The sequence below is a fragment of the Ancylobacter crimeensis genome (genome assembly GCF_023016805.1).
GTDB lineage: Bacteria > Pseudomonadota > Alphaproteobacteria > Rhizobiales > Xanthobacteraceae > Ancylobacter > Ancylobacter crimeensis.
On sequence record NZ_JALKCH010000003.1, the window covers coordinates 314,246 to 333,540 of the forward strand.

A 19,295-nucleotide genomic window follows, 5' to 3' on the forward strand; every position below is an offset into this window, starting at 1 on the left:
CTCACCGGTCACCTCACTGGACTGACCGGCCTCCGTTTCGCGGGTATTCATGCACCTCACATATTGGGGTAATTCGGCCCGCCGCCGCCCTCGGGCGCAACCCAGGTGATGTTCTGGTTCGGATCCTTGATATCGCAGGTCTTGCAGTGCACGCAGTTCTGCGCGTTGATCACGAACCGGGCGTCGCCACCCTCCTCCACCCATTCATAGACGCCGGCGGGGCAATAGCGCTGCGAGGGTCCGGCGAAGACGTCATGCTCGGAAGACTTCTGCAAAGCCAATGACTTGACCACGAGATGCGGCGGCTGGTCCTCTTCATGATTGGTGTTCGACAGGAACACCGAGGACAGCCGGTCGAAGGAAACGACGCCATCCGGCTTGGGATAGTCGATGGGCTTTGAATCCTTCGCCGGCTTCAGGCTGGCATAATCCGGTTTGCCGTGGCCCAGCGTGCCGAAGGGCGAGATGCCGAGCAGGCTGTTCGACCACATGTCGAGCCCGCCCAGCGCGATGCCGATATAGGTGCCGAATTTCGACCAGAGCGGCTTGACGTTGCGCACCCTCCACAGGTCGCGCCCGATATCCGACCCCCTCCATGCCGCCTCATAGCCCGACAGCTCATCCTGCCCGCGACCTTCGGATAGCGCCTTAAACGCTTCTTCCGCCGCGAGAATTCCGGACAGCACGGCATTGTGGCTGCCCTTGATCCGCGGCACGTTGACGAAGCCCGCGGCGCAGCCGACCAGTGCCCCGCCGGGAAAGACCAGCTTCGGCACCGACTGGAAACCACCCTCGGTGATCGCCCGCGCACCATAGGCGAGGCGCTTTCCGCCCTCGAAGGTGGGACGGATCAGGGGATGGGTCTTGAAGCGCTGGAACTCCTCGAAGGGCGAGAGATAGGGGTTGGTGTAGTTGAGGTGGACGACGAAGCCCACCGCCACCTGCCGGTCCTCCAGATGATAGAGGAAGGAGCCGCCGCCGGTGGTGCCGTCGAGCGGCCAGCCGAAGGAGTGCTGCACCAGACCGGGATGATGCTGCTCCGGCGCGACCTGCCACAACTCCTTGATACCGATGCCGAATTTCTGCGGCTCGCGCCCTTCGTCCAGCTTGAAGCCGGCGATGAGCTCCTTGGAGAGCTGGCCCCGGGCCCCTTCCGCGAAGAGGGTGTAGCGGGCGCGCAGTTCCATGCCGCGGGTGTAGCGGTCGCTCATCTCGCCGTCGCGGCCGATGCCCATGTCGCCGGTCGCCACCCCGACAACCGCGCCGGCCTCGTCATAGAGCAGCTCGTTCGCGGCGAAGCCGGGATAGACCTCGACGCCCAGCTCCTCGGCCTTCGCCGCCAGCCAGCGGGCGACGTTGCCGAGCGAACCGATGTAATTGCCGTGATTTCCCATAAGCTTGGGCATGAGAATGTTCGGCAGCCGAACCGAGCCCGCCGGGCCAAGCATATAAAAACGGTCGTCGGTCACAGGGGTTTTGAGCGGCGCGTCGGGATCCTCGCGCCAGTCCGGGAAAAGCCGGTCGAGGCCGATGGGATCAATCACCGCGCCGGACAGGATATGCGCGCCGACCTCGGAACCCTTCTCGACGACCAGCACCGAAATCTCGGACCCTGCCTCGGCGGCGAGCTGCTTCAGGCGAATCGCGCTCGCAAGGCCGGCGGGGCCGGCGCCCACGACCAGCACGTCGAAATCCATCGATTCGCGTTCCGGCAGATCCGCCGCGTCCATGGTCATGCTCCGTTCCACTGTCTGGACTTCTTCCACGCTTCGGCAGCCAAGACAATCATGCTTCCGGCCCGTTGCGCGCACATCGCGACAGGCGTGCGGGCGGTGCCACAGTTTCGCGCGCACGCCCCCTGTCCCCCCCGCGATCCGGTGCTAGAAAGAGTTCATGACACCGCCCCACGCCACCCGCGACGCCATCGCCGACATCCTCGCCTTCCATGTGGAAGCCGGGGTCGACGTGGCCATGGGCGAGGAGCCGGTGGACCGTTTTGCGGAAAGCGGCAGCGAAGCCCGCAGCCCCGCGAGGATGCAGCGCCCCGCCGAGACGCCGCAACCGGGCCCGCCATCCGCGGCCAAGGGCGCGCCCGCTGCCACCCGCCCGCCCGTCGGCGCCGCCCCTCCTGCGCCCGACATCGCCGCCATCGGCGCGCGCGAGGCGGCGGCGACCGCGCCGGACCTCGACACGTTGCGCAGCATCCTCGACCGTTTCGAAGGCTGCCCGCTGAAGGTCACCGCAACGCAGATGGTGTTCGCGGACGGCAACCCGAAAGCGCGCATCATGTTCGTCGGCGAGGCGCCCGGCCGCGACGAGGACATTCAGGGCAAGCCGTTCGTCGGCCGCTCCGGTCAGTTGCTGGACCGCATGCTGGCGGCGATAGACCTCGACCGAACGTCCGTCTACATCGCCAATGTGGTGCCGTGGCGCCCGCCGGGAAACCGCACGCCGACCCCGCAGGAAACCGCGATCTGCCTGCCCTTCATCCGCCGGCAGATCGAGCTGGCCGATCCCGACATTCTTGTGTGCCTCGGCAAGCCCTCGGCGGAGACGCTGCTCGGCATCAAGGACGGCATCACCAAGGCCCGCGGGCGCTGGGGCGAATACGACACCGGTAGCCGCCGCATCGCCGCGGTCCCGACCTTTCACCCGGCCTTTCTCCTGCGCTCCCCGCTCGGCAAGCGCATGGTGTGGCGCGACCTGCTGGCGATCCGCAACCGCCTCGACGCCCTGCCGCCACGCGCACGCTGAAGCCGGCACCTATTCCGCGGCGGGTGCAAGCCGGGCGCGGATCGGGGCGAAGGAGGTGCGATGGTGGCGGCACACGCCCAGCGTTTCCAGCGCCTGCTGGTGCTCCGGCGTACCGTAGCCCATGTGCCGCTCGAAGCCGTAGCCGGGATGGGCCAGGCCGAGCGAGGCCATCAGCCGGTCGCGCGTCACCTTGGCGACGATCGAGGCCGCCGCGATCGAGGCTACCAGCCCGTCACCGCCGATGATCGCCCGCGCGACACAGCTCACCGGGGGCAGGTCGTTGCCATCCACAAGCAGCAGCCGCGGCCGGCGCGGCAGCCCCGCCGTCGCCCGCGACAGCGCCCACAGCGTCGCCTGCCGGATGTTGTGCCCGTCGATGCGCGCCGGCGGGGCGAAGGCGACCGACACTTCGGCGGTGGCGCAGATCACGTCGAACAGCGCCTCGCGCTGCGGGGCGGTGAGCTTCTTGGAATCGTCCAGCCCATTTGGCACCCGGTCGGGATCGAGAATCACCGCCGCCGCAACCACCGGCCCGGCCCAGGGACCGCGCCCCACCTCGTCGGCCCCGGCCACCGGCACATCGCCGGCCATCAAGGCAGCGAGCTCCTGCGAGAAATCGGGCCGGATCCGCGACGCGGACGCCGCGCGGGGATTGGTGGGGGCGGTTTTGGTGCGGCGCGCAGGCACGGCGAATCCTCGGCTTGTTCCGGCATAGGGTGCGACGGGCGTCGGCGAGATGCAACGCCGGCGGGCATCAGTGCCTTGCCGGGCGCGCCAGCCCATAGCCGGCAAGCCCGGCCAGCGTCGCGCCGACGACGATCGCCCCGACCGGTACCGAACCATGACCGAGCAGGCCGACCAGCGCCGTCAATCCCGCGCCGACCGCCATCTGGATGAAGCCGTAGAGGCTTGACGCCGCCCCTACCGCCCTGCTGTCCACGCTCATGGCCAGCGTCGCCGCGCCCGGACTGGCGAAGCCGCCGGCATAGGTCATCGCGAAGAGCGGCACTGTCACCGACAACACGCTGCCCGGCCATATGAGGCGCCCGCCGAGGAAGGCGCAGGCAGCCGCCACCGTGCCGCAGGCTCCCACCAGCGCGATGCGCTCCAGCGCCATGTGCCGCGTCGCCCGCCGCGCAGTGAGCGCGCCGAGAATGCTGCCGGCGACGACGCCGAGATAGATGAAGCCGATGAAAGGCTCCGCTCCCGGCAGTTCCTCCGCCACCAGGAAGGGAAGCGCGGCATAGAAGGCATAGGCCGTCACGGTCGCGGCGGCACCGGCCAGCGAATAGCCCATGAAGGCGCGGGAGCGGGCCAGAGCCGCGAATCGATGCAGCATCTGCCCCACGCCGATATCGGCCTGCCGGGCCCGGTTGGTCTCCGGGAAACGGACATAGAGCAGCGCGGTGACGAGGATCGAGGCCGCCAGCAGCACGGCAAAGATCATCCGCCAGCCCAGCAGCCGGTCGAGCCCGGCGCCGATGAGCGGCGCCAGCGCCGAGGAGATGGTGATGGTGAAGGTGAGAACCGCGAGGCCCGCCGCCGCGCTGGAGGCGCTGGCGGTTTCGCGGATCGCCGCGCGCCCGACCACGAGACCCGCACAGCTCCCCACCGATTGCAGCACCCGCGCGGCCAGCAGCAAGGGCAGGCTCGGCGCCGCCCACGCGCCGGCCGTGCCCACGATATAGATCAGGAAACCGCCCAGGATGACCGGTCGCCGGCCGATCCGGTCGGATAGCGGGCCATGGACGATCTGCCCGAGCGCGAGGCCGATGAGGTAGAGCGTGACGGTGAGCTGGATCGCAGCCGGCGTCGCGGAGAGCGCCAGGGCGGCAGCGGGCAACGCCGGCACGAAGACATGCATGCTGAAGGTCGGCAGCGCGGTCGCCCCCGCCATCATCAGCACGTTGGGTGGTGGGACGACGTGCGCGCCGGAATGGTTCGGCGTGTCCGAAGGAAGGGGCTTGGTCAACGCGATGCGCCTTGAATGCTCGAGCCGCGCGGCGTCAGTCCGTCGGCACCTCGACCTCGACGCGGTTGCGCCCGCCTGCCTTGGCACGGAACAGCGCGATGTCGGCGGCATGGATGAGCGAGCCCGGTCCGCTGCCGGCCGAAGCGGAGACGGTGGCGACGCCGATGCTGATCGTCACGATGCCGTCGCGATGCGCGAGGGAAAGGGCGCGGATGTCGCTCAGGATGCGCCCGGCCACGACCTGTGCACCGTCGAGCGGCGTGTCGACGAGCACGACCACGAATTCCTCGCCTCCGAAGCGCGCCGCAAGATCCCCGGGCCGCGAGGCCCCGGTCTGGATGACGCCTGCGACCTGCTTCAGCACCTCGTCCCCGGCCAGATGGCCGAAGGTGTCGTTGTAGAGCTTGAAATTGTCGACATCGATCATGAGCAGCGAGACGGGATTGCCTGTGCGCTGGGCACGCCGCCACTCGGCTTCCATGTATTCGTCGAAATAACGCCGGTTGCCCAGCCCTGTGAGCCCGTCGATCCGGGTGAGGCGCTCCAGCTCCAGATTGGCGTTCATCAGCTGGCGCTGGCTCTCGCGCAGCGCGGCATAGGCGGCGTCGCGCTGGACGTGGTCGACATAGGCGCGGCTGTGGTAGCGCAGGCGGGCGATCAGCTCCACCCGGTCGGGCAGCTTCACCAGATAGTCGTTGGCACCCGCCTTGAAAGCCTCGCTCTTGGTCTGCGGGTCTTCCTTCGTGGAGAGCACGATGACGGGCACGGCATGGATGGCCGCGTTTTCGCGATAGTGTCGCACCAGGTCGAGCCCGTTCACGCCCGGCATGACGAGATCCTGCAGGATGACCGTGGGCTTGAGCTCCTCCGCCACCCGCACCGCATCCTGCGGATTGGTGCAGTAGTGGAAATCGAGATCATGCTCCCCTTCCAGCGCACGCCTCACCGCCTCGCAGATCAGAACCTGATCGTCGACCAGCAGGACCATCGACACGTAGCTCTCTGTCGGGACCGGAAGGGCGTTCGTCTCGGCTGTCTCGTCGATCATTCGCTCCTCGTCAGGTACCGTAGCCACAGGCATCGAGCAGCCGCGGCGCGATAGCCGGCAGCGGCAGGATCTCGATCGCGGCGCCGAGTGCCGCGGCTGCCTTCGGCATGCCGTAGACGGCGCTCGTTGCCTCGTCCTGTGCGATCGTCAGGTGCCCCACGTCACGCAATGCCTTCAGCCCCCGCGCTCCATCCCGGCCCATTCCGGTAAGAAGCACGCCCACAACCGGGCCTGACCACTGAAGCGCAGCACTCTCGAAGAAAACGTCGACCGACGGCCTGTAGGGATAGCTGCGCGGTTCCGGCGTATAACCCAAAGCTCCCGCAGATTTAAGAACAATATGATCACTTGTCGCCGCGATCAGCACGGTACCCTGTTCCACACCGTCGCCCTCCCCCGCCGGGCGCACCTTCAAAGCGGTGTGCTGCCCAAGCCAGGCGGCGAGGCCGGGCACGAACTTCTCGTCGACATGCTGCACGAGAACGATGGAGGCAGGCAGGTCTGGCGGCAACCCTCCGAGCACGGCGGCAACCGCCGCGGGACCGCCCGCGGAAGCGCCGATGGCGATGAGGCGGCGCGCGGTCTCGGCGCGCGCCTCCGCCGGAGCGGGCCGTCGCGCAAGCCGGCTATCGCCCACCAGCTTGCGGATGATCGCGATCTTGGCCAGCAGCGCCTGGAGCTCCACGGCCCCGGACGGTCCGGCCGTGGGGAGGTCCACCGCATCGAGAGCGCCATGACCCATGGCCTCGTAGACGCCGGGCACATTGCCGTCGACGCTGGCGATCACCAGCAGGATCGCACAGGGGGTCTGCGTCATGATGCGGCGTGTGGCCTCCACGCCGTCCATGCGGGGCATGGTGATGTCCATCAGGATCAGGTCCGGACGATCGCGCCGGCAGGCCTCGACCGCCTCGGCGCCATCGGCCGCGGTCCAGGCCAGCTCATGCTCGGGCGCGGCCGCAACCACGCGGCGGAGCAGCTCGGTCGCCATCGGCATGTCGTTCACGATGGCGATCCGCATGGCCTGCCCCCTCACACACGGCTCATTCGTAGGCCGTCCCGATGAGATCCGCTACGGCTCCGACCAGCGCGTCGTCGTGGAAGCTGCCCTTGGTGAGATAATAATCGGCCCCCGCATCCAGCCCACGGCGGCGATCCTCTTCGCGGTCCTTGTAGGACACGATCATGACAGGCAGGACGCCGAGGCGCGCATCGCGCTTGATGAGGGTGAGAAGCTCGATCCCGTCCATGCGCGGCATGTCGACATCGGTGACGACGAGATCGAAGGGTTCGCTGCGGACCGCGTTCCAGCCGTCCATGCCATCCACCGCGACCTCGACCTCATAGCCGTGATGGGCGAGCAGCTTGCGCTCCAGCTCGCGCACCGTCAGCGAATCATCCACCACCAGCACTCGCTTGCGCGCCCGCGCGCCGACCGCCGCCGAGGTCCTGTTCAGGGCACGCAGCCGCCCGGAGGCAGAGAGCTTCTCAGCCGAGCGCAGCATGTCCTCCACATCGATGATCAGCACCGGCGCGCCATCGTCGAGCAGGGCGGCGGCGCTGATGTCCTTGATCTTGCCGAGCCGGGCATCGAGAGGGCGCACCACCAGCTCGCGCTCGCCGAGAAAACGGTCGACCACGACCCCGTAACTCCCTTCGCCATCGCCGATGACGATGACCGCCAGCTCGCTCTGGTCGGCCTTTGGCTCGCCGCGTTCCAGGATCTCATGGCAGGCGATGAGGCCGATCTGACGTTCGCCGAAACGGAAATGGGAGCGCCCCTCCAGTTGCGCGATGTCGGTTCGCGGCAACCGCAGCGTGTGGGCTATGCCCGCCAGCGGGAAGGCGTAGGGCTCGTTCGCGACCTCGACCAGCAAGGTGCGCATCACCGAAAGCGTGAGCGGAAGTTCGAGCTGGAACGTGGTGCCGATGCCGGCGGTCGAGCTGATGCTCACTTGCCCGCGCACCGCGCGGGTCATGGCCTGCACCGCGTCCAGTCCGACCCCGCGCCCGGAAATATCGCTGACCGTCTCCTTCAGCGAGAAACCGGGCAGGAAGAGAAACTCCAGCAGCTCGGCTTCGCTGAGCTGTGCAGCGGTTTCCGGCGTGGTCAGCCCGCGCGCGAGGATGACGCGACGCAACTGCGCGGTATCGATGCCGCGACCATCGTCGCTGACCAGAATCTGCAGCAGCCCGGCACTGTGGCGCGCCTCGACCCTGATCACGCCTTCCACCGGCTTGCCGGCGAAAGCGCGCTCGTCCGGCAGCTCGATGGCGTGGTCCACCGCATTGCGCAGCAGATGGCCGAGCGGGGCATCGAGCTGTTCGAGGATATCGCGGTCGATCCCGGTCGAGCCGCCCACGATGTCGAGCCGCACCCGCTTGCCGAGCGTACGCCCCAGGTCGCGGATGGTGCGCGCGTAGTGACGTACGCCGTCCTCGAAGGGCCCCATCCGGCTTTCCAGCGTCTCGGCATAGAGGCGGTTGGCGAGATCGCTGGCCCGGAGGTCGAGCGCGTCGAGCTCCGCGAGCCGCTCGGCCAGCGCATCATGGCTGGCCCCGAGCCGATCCTGGACCCGTACGAGCGCGTCGGCGACCTCCTCCTCCGGGTTGGGTGGAAGCACGGCGCGCAATTCGTCGAACGCCTTGGCAAGCGCCGCGTGCTGGCGGGTGAGGCGCGTGAGACGGTCGAGGAAAGGCCGCAGCCGCCGCGCTTCCATCAGCGATTCGCCGGCAAGCCCGAGCAGCCGGTTCATCGCCTCCGCGGTAATGCGGACCATGCGTTCGGATCCGCCGCCGCCATGGACCGCATCCCCCGGTTCGGTGCGCATGGCAGGTTCGGCCGGCGGCGGCTCGAAGGGTGCCGCCGGCGGCGGCATCTCACCTGCCGTCGAGGCGGCCTCCTGTGTTCCGTGCAGCACCCGATCCAGCGTCGCGAGGAACCGCGCGACCGCCGGCTCCGCCGCGGCCCCGCCGTTCGGTCCGTCGGAGGCGACGAGGGCAAGCAGGTCGACACCCTTCAGCAGCGCGTCGATAGCCTCCTGGCCGAGCCGGAGCCGCCCGCGCTGGGCCGCGACGAGGCACTCCTCCATCGCGTGGGCCACCCGCACCGCGGGCTCGAGTTCGATGATGCGCGCGGCCCCCTTGAGTGAATGCGCGGCGCGCATCGCGGCTTCGAGATGGTCCGCCGCCACCGGATTGCGCTCGAGCGCGAGCAGGCCCTCGGTCAGGGCCTGAGACTGGGTTTCCAGTTCGGCCCGGAACAGGTCGAGCATCGAGAAGCCGCTGAGATCGGGCCCGCTCATGCGATCCCCCTGTCGAGAGCGTCGAGCACCATGGTCCCGTCGAGCTTTGCGACCAGCCGCTTGTCCCATCGGATCATCGCCGCGGTGAAGCTGGCGCCGGAACGCCCGACGGTTGCGGGCACCGCAACCACGTCCTGCCGCCCGTAGCGATGGATGCCGTGCACCTCGTCCACCGGAAAGGCGACGCGCGCACCCTCCCGACCGACCACCACCAGCCTCGCGAAGGTCTTCAACCCGGCGTTTCGCTCGCCCGCCTTCGCCTCGACGCCCAGCAGCGCGGCGAGCGAAACGCAGACGAGCAGTTCGCCCCGCACATTCACGATGCCCCACACGAGAGCCTCCCGGCGGTGCGGCAAGGAATGATGGGTGCGCGGAGGGGCCACCTCCTCGAACACGTCGACCGGCAGCGCCAGCCACTCCTCGCCGATGCGGAAGATGACGACCGCGCTCTCCTCCCCGTCCGGCGTATGGGACGCTTCGGAATCGCCAGCGATCTGCGCGAAGTGCCGGGTCCATTCCTCGCGATAGCCGGGCGGCAGTGGGCGGTCGAGCAGGAGCTCGGCGATCTCCTCGACGCTCGCTCCGGCGGCCCGGCCGGGATTGTCCTTGTCCGGCGCGCTCACGGCGGGCCTCCCTTCTCGAGCCGGTCGAGCCGGCCGGCAAGGCGCCGTGCGCCCGCGAGGTCGCCCTGCCGCTGCAGCAGCAGCGCGAGCTGCGCCAGCGTCTCGCGATCGTCGGGCGCGAGATAGAGCGCCTTGCGGTAATTCTCGATCGCCGCCGACGTCGCATCGCCTGCATCATGGGCAAGGCCGAGCAGGTAGAACACCCGCGCCTCGGGGCCGAAGCGCTCGATATGCGCCTGCGCCAGCGTCTTGACCTCGTCGAGCCGGCCGGCATCGGCGGCGCGCTGGATGGCGGCAAGGTGCGCGGAGGCGTGATCCTCGGCAGCGGCAGCGACCGTCACGGGCTTCGCCGCCAACGGAGCAAAGGGCCGCGGCGCGACCCGGCGCGCGACGATGGGCGCCGCCGGAACGGCGGGACGGCGCACCCGCGCCGGGGGCACCGGCGGCGCGGCGAGCACGGAGGCAGCGGGAACGCCGTCCTGCCGAAGGAAGGCAAAGGCCATCGGCAACCGTGCCGAGACGAAGCCGTGGAGGGTGGGCAGGCTTGCTTCGGCCGGTCCGACCAGCAGCAGGCCATCGCGCACCAGAAGGGCGCGCAGCCGGTCCAGCGCCTTTTCCTGGAGGCTGCGATCGAAATAGATCAGCAGGTTGCGGCAGAATACGGCGTCATAGATCTCAGCGCCCGGCAGATCATTCGCCTCGAACAGGTTGCCGGCGCGGAAATGCACCTGACCGCGCACGGCCTCGCTTGGCCGGTAGCCGCGCTCGACCGCGGTGAAATACCGCGCGCGGAAGGACAGGTCGCTGCCGCGGAAGGAGTTGCGCCCATAGGTCGCCTGCCGCGCGGCAGCGATGTTGCGCGTGGATACGTCCATGGCGTCGATGCGGAAGTCCTCGGCTGCCAGGCCCGCGTCGAACAGCGCCATGGCCGCGGAATAGGGCTCTTCCCCGGTCGAGCAGGGCAGGCTCAGGACCCGGAACGGCAAGCCCGTGCGGCGATGGGCGCGGGCATGGCCGGCCAGCGCGGTGAAAGCCTCGCGGTCGCGGAAGAACCAGGTCTCAGGGATGACGACGGCGTTGATCAGCTCCTGCAGCTCGTCGCGCGAGGCGTTCAGCCGCTGCCAGTAGAGCTCCGGCTCGTCGATCGTCAGCGCCGCCATGCGCTGCTTGAGCGCATAGTGAACGACCGAGGAACCCACCGTCTCGACATGAAGGCCGATCTCCCGTTGCAGCAGCCGTTCCACCTCGCCGAGGATCATGCCACCTCCCCGGTGCGGAACAGCACCTCGCGCAGTTCGGGAGAGAGCAGCGCCTCCACCCGCACCCACTGGATGAGGCCGCCGGCATCGGCCAGCACGGGGCCGAGATAGCCCGGGGTGCCGGCTTCGACCCCGGTGGCGACGAAGGCTTCCGGCGGGCGGGCGATCGTTTCCACCACCCGTTCGGCGCACAGTGCGAGGCGGTGGGAGCCGCCCGTCCCGTCCGGATAGCGCACCAGGATGATGCGCGTGCTCATCACAGGCGCGCAGTCGCGGCCGAGCGCCAGCCGGCCGAGGTCGATCAGCGGCACGGGTGCGCCACGATAATTGATGGCGCCGACCACGCCGGCCGGGACGCCGGGCAAGACCTTCGCGTCCATCAGGGGCAGCACCTGCTCGACCGCGTCCACGTCGAGCACGTAGCGGTCCCGGCCGATGCGGAACATGAGGAACAGCATGCGGCTTCCTTCCCTGCCGGCGCTCCGCTTCCGGCGTCACGCGCTCCGCAGCCTGAATTTCACGATGGAGTTGCGCAGATTGCCAGAGACCTGGTTCAGCTCGTCGATGGCCCGCGTGGACTGCTGGAGCGATTCCACCGTCTGCTGCGCCGCCTCGCTGAGCTGGGAGAGCGCGTCGCTGATCTGTGCCGCGCCGGTCGCCTGCGCCTGCATGCCTTCATTGGCGATCTCGAAGCGCGGGACGAGGCCCTGCACCTGCTGGATGATGTCGGAGAGCTGGCCGCCGACCTGCTGGACCTCCACCATGCCGCGGCGCACCTCCTCGGAGAACTTGTCCATACCCATCACCCCGGCGGCGACGGCGGACTGGATGTCCTTCACCATCTGCTCGATGTCGTAGGTCGACACCGCCGTCTGGTCGGCGAGGCGGCGGATCTCGGTCGCCACGACCGCGAAGCCCCGGCCATATTGCCCGGCCTTCTCCGCCTCGATGGCGGCGTTGAGCGACAAAAGGTTGGTCTGGTCCGCCACCTTGGTGATGGTGGTGACAACCTGGTTGATGTTGCCCGCCTTCTCGCTGAGCACGGCGAGTTTGGCGTTGATGGCGCCGGCCGCCTCCATCACATGGCGCATGGTCGCCTCCATGCGGGCAAGCCCGGCCTGCCCGCCGCCGGCGAGCGTCGCGGTCTGGTCGGCGACGGCCGAGACCTCGCCCATGGTGCGCACCAGCTCGCTCGACGTGGCCGAGATTTCCTTCGCCGTGGCACCGATCTCCGTGGTGGTGGCGGCGATCTCGCTGGCGGTGGCCTGCTGCTCCTTGGAGGTCGCGGCGATCTCGGTGATCGAGGTGTTGACCTGGATCCCGGATTTCTGGATCTGACCGATCAGCGCGGTGAGTTCGTCGCTCATGGCATTGACGCCGTCACCCAACGTCGCGAACTCGTCGCGGTGCGGCACCGAGAGCCTTTCGCGGAAATCGCCGGCGCGCATCAGCTCCGCCATGTGCAGCAGCCTGCCGAGCGGAATCGTGATCGCCCGAAACAGCCATATCCCCGCCACGACCGCGAGCACCAGCGCGAGCAGGAAGCCCGTCCCCAGCGCGATCTCGGCACTGCGCACCAGGGCGACGATGCGCTGGGTGGAGCCATCGGAATAGGCCTGGTGACCGGTAACGGCCGTGGTGAGAAGGTTGCGGATGGCGTCGAGCTGCGGGTCGAGCTGGCGTTCGATGATGGCGCGCATCTCGCCCTCGCTCGCGCCGGCACGGGCGCGGGCGAACAGGGCGTCCGCCGCGGCTATATAAGGATCGACGACCGCTGCCAGCTTTTCGCGCGCGCGGTTCTCCTCGTCGGTGTCGAGCGTGTCGGCATAGCTGTTCATGAGGTCGCGGATCTGGGCGCGGTTGGCGAGGATGGCCTCGATGATCTGCGCCCGGTCCGCCAATTCGGCGACCGAAAGGTCGCGCAGCAGGCTACGCGTCTCCTCCCACTCCGTCGTCATCCGCAGCCCGTAGGTCAGAGCCGGCACTGCGGCGGTCTCGACCGTCAACGCCTCCCGCTCGGTCTGCTGCAGCCAGTAATAGGTCAGGCCGGCCATTGCCGAGAGCACCACGAGCACCGCCAGGAAACTGAAGACGATGCGCTGGCGTATCGAGATATCGGGCATGATGAATCGTCCGTGGCGGCGGCAGACAAGGCGGCGTCCCCTCATCCTAGCTCGCAATCATTGCCGCAATGTTGCGTCACCCCGCACGGAAGGACCGCTCTCAACCCGGAGGAAGCCGCGCCGGCGCCGCGCCCGGCCGCTCGCCACGTGCCTTGTCGGGCCGCGCCTCCCACCAGAGCGTGGCGCGCTCCACGATTGCGGCGAGGGGCAGCGTCGCATCGAGCGTCATGGTGGACGCCTCGCCGAACGGCGGCTCCAGCGTTGCGAACTGGCTGGCGACGAGACTGGGCGGCATGAAATGCGCCGGCCGGCGCGCCACGCGTTCCGCCGCCACGCTGCGGTCGAGCGCGAGGAACAGGAAGCCGATACCCGGCACCGCGGCGCGCAGCCGATCGCGATAGGCGCGCCTGAGCGCGGAACAGGTGACGATCGGCACCTCGCCACCGGCAAGGCATGCCCGCGCCTCCTCGCCGAGCCGGTCGAGCCAGCCGGCACGGTCCGCGTCGGTCAGCGGGATTCCGGCCGACATGCGCGCGATGTTGGCCGGGGGATGGAAGGCATCGCCCTCGATCAGCCGGGCGCCGATCCGCTTGGCCAACGCGGCGGCGACGCTGCTCTTGCCGCAGCCCGTCACCCCCATGACCACGAGGCCGGGCATGTCGTCGGACCTGTCACCGGGCATCGCACCATCCGTTGGAACGCCGGGCTCGACCATCATGCGCCGGCTCTGGACGCTCGCCACATGCAGGGGTTAAGAGGAAGCCTCACCCGCGCATAGCGGGCGGGCCGCGCACGGCGCGAGTAACGCTCGCACGGCCGGAGACAGCGCAACCTAAAATCCGTGCCGGAGATGAGCAAGGGGAAACCGATAGCGATGAGCCGCGGAGCCTCCCGCGCCACAGGCCGCCCCACTCTCGTGGAGCTGGCGCGGATTGCCGGCGTGTCGCCCATCACCGCCTCGCGTGCCATGCGCGGCGTTCCGAGCGTCGACCCGGAGCTGGCGCGGCGCGTCCACGAGGCGGCGGCCGAGATCGACTATGTCGCCAACACCGCCGCGCGCACGCTCGCCTCCTCCTACAGCGACTCGGTGGTGGTGCTCATTCCCTCGCTGTCGAACCTCCTGTTCATCGACACGCTGGAGGCCATCCACGCCGTGATGCACGGCCGCGGGCTGGAAGTGCTGATCGGCAATTTCCACTATGCGGGCGAGGCCGAGCACAGCCTGTTGCGCAACTACCTCGCCTATCAGCCGCGCGGGCTGATCCTCACCGGCCTGTCGCAGATGCCGGCGACGCGGCGCCTGATCGCCCGCAGCCGCATTCCCGCCGTGCACATGATGGACCTCGCCCCGGGCACCGAGCAGCATTGCGTCGGCTTCTCACAGGCCGATGCCGGGGCCGCGGCGGCGCGACATCTCGCCGAGCGCGGCCGCAGCCGCCTCGCCTATGTCGCCGCGCAGCTCGACCCGCGCACGATCGAGCGCGGCGAAGGCTTCCAACGCGCGGCGCAGGCGGATCTGGGCCTTGCCGCGCCCGTCGTCCTGACCGACGAACAGCCCTCCTCCGTCGCGCTCGGCGGCCACTTCCTCGCCCGGCTGGTGGAGGAGCACCCCGAGGTGGACGGCGTGTTCTTCAACAATGACGACCTTGCGCAGGGTGCGCTGTTCGAGGCGCAGCGGCGAGGCATCGCGATCCCGTCACGGATGTCGATGATCGGCTTCAACGACCTGCCTCTCTCCGCCCATATGGTGCCGCGCCTCACCTCCATCCGCACGCCTCGCGCACGCATCGGCGAGACCGCCGCACGGCATCTGCTGCGCCTGATCGACGGCGAAAGCGTCTCTTCGTGCCGACTGGATCTCGGCTTCGAACTGATGGTGCGCGAAAGCAGCTGAGGGCGGCTCCCGGCTCGAAGTCGCATCGACCCGCGGCGAAAGACGATCCCGGCTCTATGCTGCGCTTCGGCCGGGCTGCCAATGTGCGCCGTCCAGCAATGGACGCCGTGAAGCACGCAAATGAAAAGGCGCGGCTCACGCCGCGCCTTTTTGCATTTCCGGCTGGTCGGCTTTTCAGCGACCTCAGAAGTCCATGCCGCCCATGCCGCCGCCGCCCGGCATGGCGGGCATGGCCGCGGCGGGCTTCGGCAGGTCGGCGATCATCGCCTCGGTGGTGATGAGCAGGCCGGAGACGGACGCAGCGTCCTGCAGCGCGGTGCGCACGACCTTGGCCGGGTCCACGATGCCGGCGGCGATCATGTCCACGAATTCTTCGGTCTGGGCATTGAAGCCGAAGTTCTGGTCGTCCGACTCAAGCACCTTGCCGACCACGATCGAACCCTCGACGCCGGAGTTCTCGGCGATCTGGCGGATCGGGGACTCCAGCGCGCGCAGCACGATCTTGATGCCCGCAGCGATGTCGGCATTGTCGGAGGACAGGCCCTCGACCGCCTTTTTCGCGCGCAGCAGCGCGATGCCGCCGCCGGGAACGATGCCCTCTTCCACCGCAGCGCGGGTGGCGTTGAGCGCGTCGTCCACGCGGTCCTTCTTCTCCTTCACCTCGACCTCGGTCGCGCCGCCGACGCGGATCACCGCGACGCCGCCCGCGAGCTTGGCCAGACGCTCCTGGAGCTTCTCGCGGTCGTAGTCCGAGGTGGTCTCCTCGATCTGCGACTTGATCTGCCCGACGCGGCCTTCGATGTCGGCCTTGGAGCCGGCACCGTCGACGATGGTGGTCTTTTCCTTCTCGATCACGACCTTCTTGGCGCGGCCGAGCATGGCGAGCGTGACGCTCTCAAGCTTGATGCCGAGGTCTTCGGAGATGACCTGGCCGCCGGTGAGGATCGCGATGTCCTCCAGCATGGCCTTGCGACGGTCACCGAAGCCGGGAGCCTTCACGGCGGCGATCTTCAGGCCGCCACGCAGCTTGTTCACCACGAGGGTGGCGAGCGCCTCGCCCTCGACGTCCTCGGCGACGATGACGAGCGGCTTGGAGGACTGCACCACGGCTTCGAGGACCGGGAGGATCGGCTGCAGGCCGGAGAGCTTCTTGTCGAAGATCAGCAGATAGGGGTCTTCGAGCTCGACCACCATCTTCTCGGCATTGGTAATGAAATACGGCGAGAGATAGCCGCGGTCGAACTGCATGCCCTCGACGACTTCGAGCTCGGTCTCGGCGGTCTTGGCCTCCTCGACCGTGATCACGCCCTCATTGCCGACCTTCTGCATCGCGCCGGCGATCATCTCGCCGATCGAGGCATCGCCATTGGCGGAGATGGTGCCGACCTGCGCCACTTCCTCGGTGTTCTTCACCTTCTTGGCGCGGGCCTCGATGTCCTTGATCGCCGCGCCGACCGCGAGGTCGATGCCGCGCTTCAGGTCCATCGGGTTCATGCCGGCGGCAACCGCCTTGGCGCCTTCCTTCACGATGGACTGAGCGAGCACGGTGGCGGTGGTGGTGCCGTCGCCGGCGAGATCGTTGGTCTTGGAGGCGACCTCACGGACAAGCTGGGCGCCGAGATTCTCGAACTTGTCCTCGAGCTCGATCTCCTTGGCGACCGACACGCCGTCCTTGGTGATGCGGGGAGCGCCGAAGCTCTTCTCGATCACGACGTTGCGGCCCTTGGGACCGAGCGTGACCTTCACCGCATTGGCGAGGATATCGACGCCGCGCAGCATCTTCTCGCGGGCTTCGCCCGCAAATTTCACGTCCTTGGCAGCCATGCCAGACTCCTAAAATCCTGTGTCGTGGAAAAGACGGCGCCGGAGGCCGGACCGCGCACGATCCCGCCCCGCCCAGCGCCGCCGAGAGGCCGTCAGTCGATCACGCCAAGGATGTCGGACTCCTTCATGATGAGGACGTCCTGGCCGTCGATCTTCACCTCGGTGCCCGACCACTTGCCGAACAGCACCTTGTCGCCGGCCTTCACGTCGAGCGGAACGAGCTTGCCGGCCTCGTCGCGGGCACCCGCGCCGACCGCGAGGACTTCGCCCTGCGAGGGCTTCTCCTTGGCGGAATCGGGAATGATGATGCCGCCGGCAGTCTTCTGCTCGGCGTCGACGCGCTTCACCACGATGCGGTCGTGCAGGGGGCGGAACTTCAGGGCCATGATGGGATCCTCAGGTCTGTCTCATGCGCGCCGCCTGTGGCGCACTCTTGTCTCGTGCCTTCTGGCACTCACCCGAAGGGAGTGCCACGGCCTCCGCCGAGATAGGCAGCGAGTTGGACCCTGTCAAGCACACGGACGCGCCGGCCCGCCCGGCATCGCACGGACGAGCTTCCGGGCCCAAGGGAGGGCGTCGGGCCGACGGCGGATCGCCGCATGCGACGCGGTCGCCGAAGGGGCGGCAAAGACAGCCGGCCGGCAGTCCGCAGCAAAAGAAAAGCCCGGCCGTTGCCGGGCCGGGCTTATTTCATAGGCGGGAGGCCGACAAGAGATCAGGCCTTCTTGATGGTCTTTTCGACGGACGCCTTGAGGGGTTCGGCGGTCTCGGTGGCGACCTTCTGGGCGATCGTCGAGAGCTCCTTGGCCTGCGCCGAGAGAACGTCGAACTGCTTGCGCAGGTGGCTGGTCGAAAGCTCGACGGCCTCCGAGACGTTCCTGGTCGCAAGCAGCGCGCCGAAATAGTCGAAGGCGGCGTTCACATTGGTGCGCAGCGACTCGAGCGCCACGGTGTTGTACTCGGCCACGCCCCGGGTGGCGGTGGCATAGGTGTCCTCGATGAGGTCCGTGGTCTCCTCGGCGCTGGACTTCATCTTCTCGTAGGCCTCACGCGCGCTCTGGACGCTCTTCTCAGCCATTTCGCGCATCACGGCCGGGACCTCGAACGGCGCGCCGTCGAACTTCGGCATCGCGGCCTCGAAGGCGGCGGTCGCCTTGCGGAAATTGGCCTGGGTGGTCTCGATCGCCTCATTGGCGGCGGCGGTGAAGCTGTCCTGGGCTTCGTTGATGGACATGGCACATACCTCGGGTTCGCGGCATCGTGGAAAGGAGGCGGCCACCCCCGCGGTCAAGTGGCCGGTCCTGCGGTGAGTGCCGCCTCATTGGGCAGCTCACGCTCACTCACCTAGCACCAATTGTGCAGTGCAGCAACGTATTGCAATGCACAAAGTTTCACGATGCAACACAATGTGATCGGATCGGCGCGAAATCCCGATCAGCCGGCAGTCGGCCCGGGCTTGCGCCCCACGCCGCGCGGACGGCCGCCGCGCGCCGGACGGCCGCGACGGACAGGGGTTTCGAGCGTGCCCGAAGACGAGTTCGCGTCGGATGCGGCCGGGGCAGCGCCCGCGGACGGCGACCCGGTCGTCTTGGGAATCGCTGCCTTGGGAGCCGCGGGCTTTGGCACTGCCGGCGACGTCCCTGCCGGCTTGGCCGCGGCCGGTTTGGGCGGGGCCGTTTCCGGGACAGCCGGTTTTCCGGCTGCAGGGGCTTCATGCACGGATGATTTTTCAGCCACGGGCGCCTTCGCCTCCGCGGGGCCGGGCTTTGGAACCTCGGCTGCAGGTTTTGGCGCGGCTGCAGGCCTCGGCGCGGCTGCGGGCGACGCGGCCTTTGCAGGCTGCGACGCCGCTGCGGCGGGTTTTGGCGCCGACTGCGGCGTCGGCCTGGCCGCGGCGGCGCTGCGCTGCACGCTGCCGACCGTTGCGCCCAGTGCACCGACCTGTTCCGACAGGCGGTGCGCCTGCTCGGCGGCGAAGCTCTGCTGCAGCTTCACCCATTCCTGTACCGTGCGGGCCTTGGCCAGCCGCGCGGCGAAATCGAAACCGGCCGTCATGTTCGCGGTGATGTAGTCCATCGCGGTTCGCGAGGCTTCGCGGGCGGTATCGGTGATGCGGGAGCCACGACGCTCGCCCTCGTCCAGCGCCTGGTGCGCCGCCATCACCATGCCGTCCAGCGCCTTGCGTGCCTGTTCGAGGCTGGCCTCGACGGCGCTGCGCAATTCCTTGGGAAGTTCGAGCCGGGGATCGTCCGCCATCATGTCCTCCCAGCGGCGGCGCATGGCCGCCAGCACCGGGCGCCGATCCGCTCTCGCGCAGGAACGGCCGCCATGAATGAAAGGTTAAAGCCCTCGGCCACAGACGCAAGGTAAAAGACGTGCAAAGCGGGGCATTGGGCGGCAGTTAACCGGTTCGCGCGAAGATGGGCATGCAGCGTCCGCTCGTGATGGCATCCGGATCGGGTCGCCACTATGGTGCTGGCGTTGCGGTATCTG

The 19,295-nt window shown here is 68.5% G+C and carries 17 protein-coding genes; 2 read left to right on the forward strand and 15 right to left on the reverse strand.

Annotated features, from left to right (window positions below):
* Window positions 1–56 precede the first annotated feature (56 nt).
* A complete protein-coding gene (locus MWN34_RS05735) occupies window positions 57–1,730 on the reverse strand; it encodes an electron transfer flavoprotein-ubiquinone oxidoreductase (RefSeq protein WP_247027642.1) in 1,674 nt (557 codons plus the stop codon).
* 163 nt (window positions 1,731–1,893) lie between these two features.
* Here MWN34_RS05735 and MWN34_RS05740 point away from each other — a divergent pair, with 163 nt between their 5' ends.
* Entirely contained in the window at window positions 1,894–2,754 is an 861-nt protein-coding gene (locus tag MWN34_RS05740) for a uracil-DNA glycosylase (protein ID WP_247027455.1), read from the forward strand.
* A 9-nt stretch (window positions 2,755–2,763) separates the two neighbouring features.
* Here the strand turns inward: MWN34_RS05740 and MWN34_RS05745 are convergent, their stop codons facing one another.
* From MWN34_RS05745 to MWN34_RS05790, 10 genes are all read right to left on the reverse strand, one after another.
* Complete coding sequence (locus MWN34_RS05745) at window positions 2,764–3,345, reverse strand: ribonuclease HII (protein WP_281502901.1); 582 nt, start codon at window positions 3,343–3,345, stop codon at window positions 2,764–2,766.
* A 163-nt stretch (window positions 3,346–3,508) separates the two neighbouring features.
* Window positions 3,509–4,726: a Bcr/CflA family efflux MFS transporter gene (locus MWN34_RS05750; RefSeq protein WP_247027459.1), complete on the reverse strand. Its 1,218-nt coding sequence runs from the start codon at window positions 4,724–4,726 to the stop codon at window positions 3,509–3,511.
* Window positions 4,727–4,760: 34 nt separating this feature from the next.
* Window positions 4,761–5,774 (reverse strand): diguanylate cyclase, encoded by a 1,014-nt coding sequence (locus MWN34_RS05755; RefSeq protein ID WP_247027461.1) that lies wholly within the window; start codon window positions 5,772–5,774, stop codon window positions 4,761–4,763.
* A 10-nt stretch (window positions 5,775–5,784) separates the two neighbouring features.
* Entirely contained in the window at window positions 5,785–6,795 is a 1,011-nt protein-coding gene (gene cheB / locus MWN34_RS05760; RefSeq protein WP_247027463.1) for a chemotaxis-specific protein-glutamate methyltransferase CheB, read from the reverse strand.
* Between the two features lie 22 nt (window positions 6,796–6,817).
* Window positions 6,818–9,079 (reverse strand): hybrid sensor histidine kinase/response regulator, encoded by a 2,262-nt coding sequence (locus MWN34_RS05765; RefSeq protein WP_247027465.1) that lies wholly within the window; start codon window positions 9,077–9,079, stop codon window positions 6,818–6,820.
* Window positions 9,076–9,702 carry a chemotaxis protein CheW gene (locus MWN34_RS05770; RefSeq protein WP_247027467.1) on the reverse strand — a complete coding sequence of 209 codons (627 nt, stop codon included), beginning with the start codon at window positions 9,700–9,702 and terminating at the stop codon, window positions 9,076–9,078. Before MWN34_RS05770 ends, MWN34_RS05765 begins: the two co-directional genes overlap by 4 nt.
* Entirely contained in the window at window positions 9,699–10,961 is a 1,263-nt protein-coding gene (locus MWN34_RS05775; RefSeq protein WP_247027469.1) for a CheR family methyltransferase, read from the reverse strand. The genes MWN34_RS05770 and MWN34_RS05775 overlap by 4 nt, the downstream gene beginning before the upstream one ends.
* A complete protein-coding gene (locus MWN34_RS05780) occupies window positions 10,958–11,419 on the reverse strand; it encodes a chemotaxis protein CheW (protein ID WP_247027471.1) in 462 nt (153 codons plus the stop codon). The genes MWN34_RS05775 and MWN34_RS05780 overlap by 4 nt, the downstream gene beginning before the upstream one ends.
* A 36-nt stretch (window positions 11,420–11,455) precedes the next feature.
* On the reverse strand, window positions 11,456–13,084 hold the full coding sequence (locus MWN34_RS05785) for a methyl-accepting chemotaxis protein (RefSeq protein ID WP_247027473.1): 1,629 nt from the start codon (window positions 13,082–13,084) through the stop codon (window positions 11,456–11,458).
* 100 nt (window positions 13,085–13,184) lie between these two features.
* The gene (locus MWN34_RS05790) at window positions 13,185–13,766 is read right to left on the reverse strand and encodes a gluconokinase (protein ID WP_247027475.1); all 582 of its coding nucleotides are present in this window, start codon (window positions 13,764–13,766) and stop codon (window positions 13,185–13,187) included.
* A 192-nt stretch (window positions 13,767–13,958) separates the two neighbouring features.
* On the opposite strand from MWN34_RS05790, the gene gntR reads away from it, so the two are divergent.
* Window positions 13,959–14,978 carry an HTH-type transcriptional regulator GntR gene (gene gntR, locus MWN34_RS05795; protein ID WP_247027477.1) on the forward strand — a complete coding sequence of 340 codons (1,020 nt, stop codon included), beginning with the start codon at window positions 13,959–13,961 and terminating at the stop codon, window positions 14,976–14,978.
* 183 nt (window positions 14,979–15,161) lie between these two features.
* On the opposite strand, the gene groL is transcribed toward gntR, so the two are convergent.
* From groL to MWN34_RS05815, 4 genes are all read right to left on the reverse strand, one after another.
* A complete protein-coding gene (gene groL, locus MWN34_RS05800) occupies window positions 15,162–16,802 on the reverse strand; it encodes a chaperonin GroEL (protein WP_247027479.1) in 1,641 nt (546 codons plus the stop codon).
* A 92-nt stretch (window positions 16,803–16,894) separates the two neighbouring features.
* Window positions 16,895–17,182, reverse strand: coding sequence for a co-chaperone GroES (groES, locus tag MWN34_RS05805; RefSeq protein ID WP_247027644.1), 288 nt, complete (start codon window positions 17,180–17,182; stop codon window positions 16,895–16,897).
* A 335-nt stretch (window positions 17,183–17,517) separates the two neighbouring features.
* Complete coding sequence (locus MWN34_RS05810; protein WP_247027481.1) at window positions 17,518–18,036, reverse strand: phasin; 519 nt, start codon at window positions 18,034–18,036, stop codon at window positions 17,518–17,520.
* Between the two features lie 200 nt (window positions 18,037–18,236).
* Window positions 18,237–19,094 carry a phasin family protein gene (locus MWN34_RS05815; protein WP_247027483.1) on the reverse strand — a complete coding sequence of 286 codons (858 nt, stop codon included), beginning with the start codon at window positions 19,092–19,094 and terminating at the stop codon, window positions 18,237–18,239.
* Window positions 19,095–19,295: the final 201 nt, after the last annotated feature.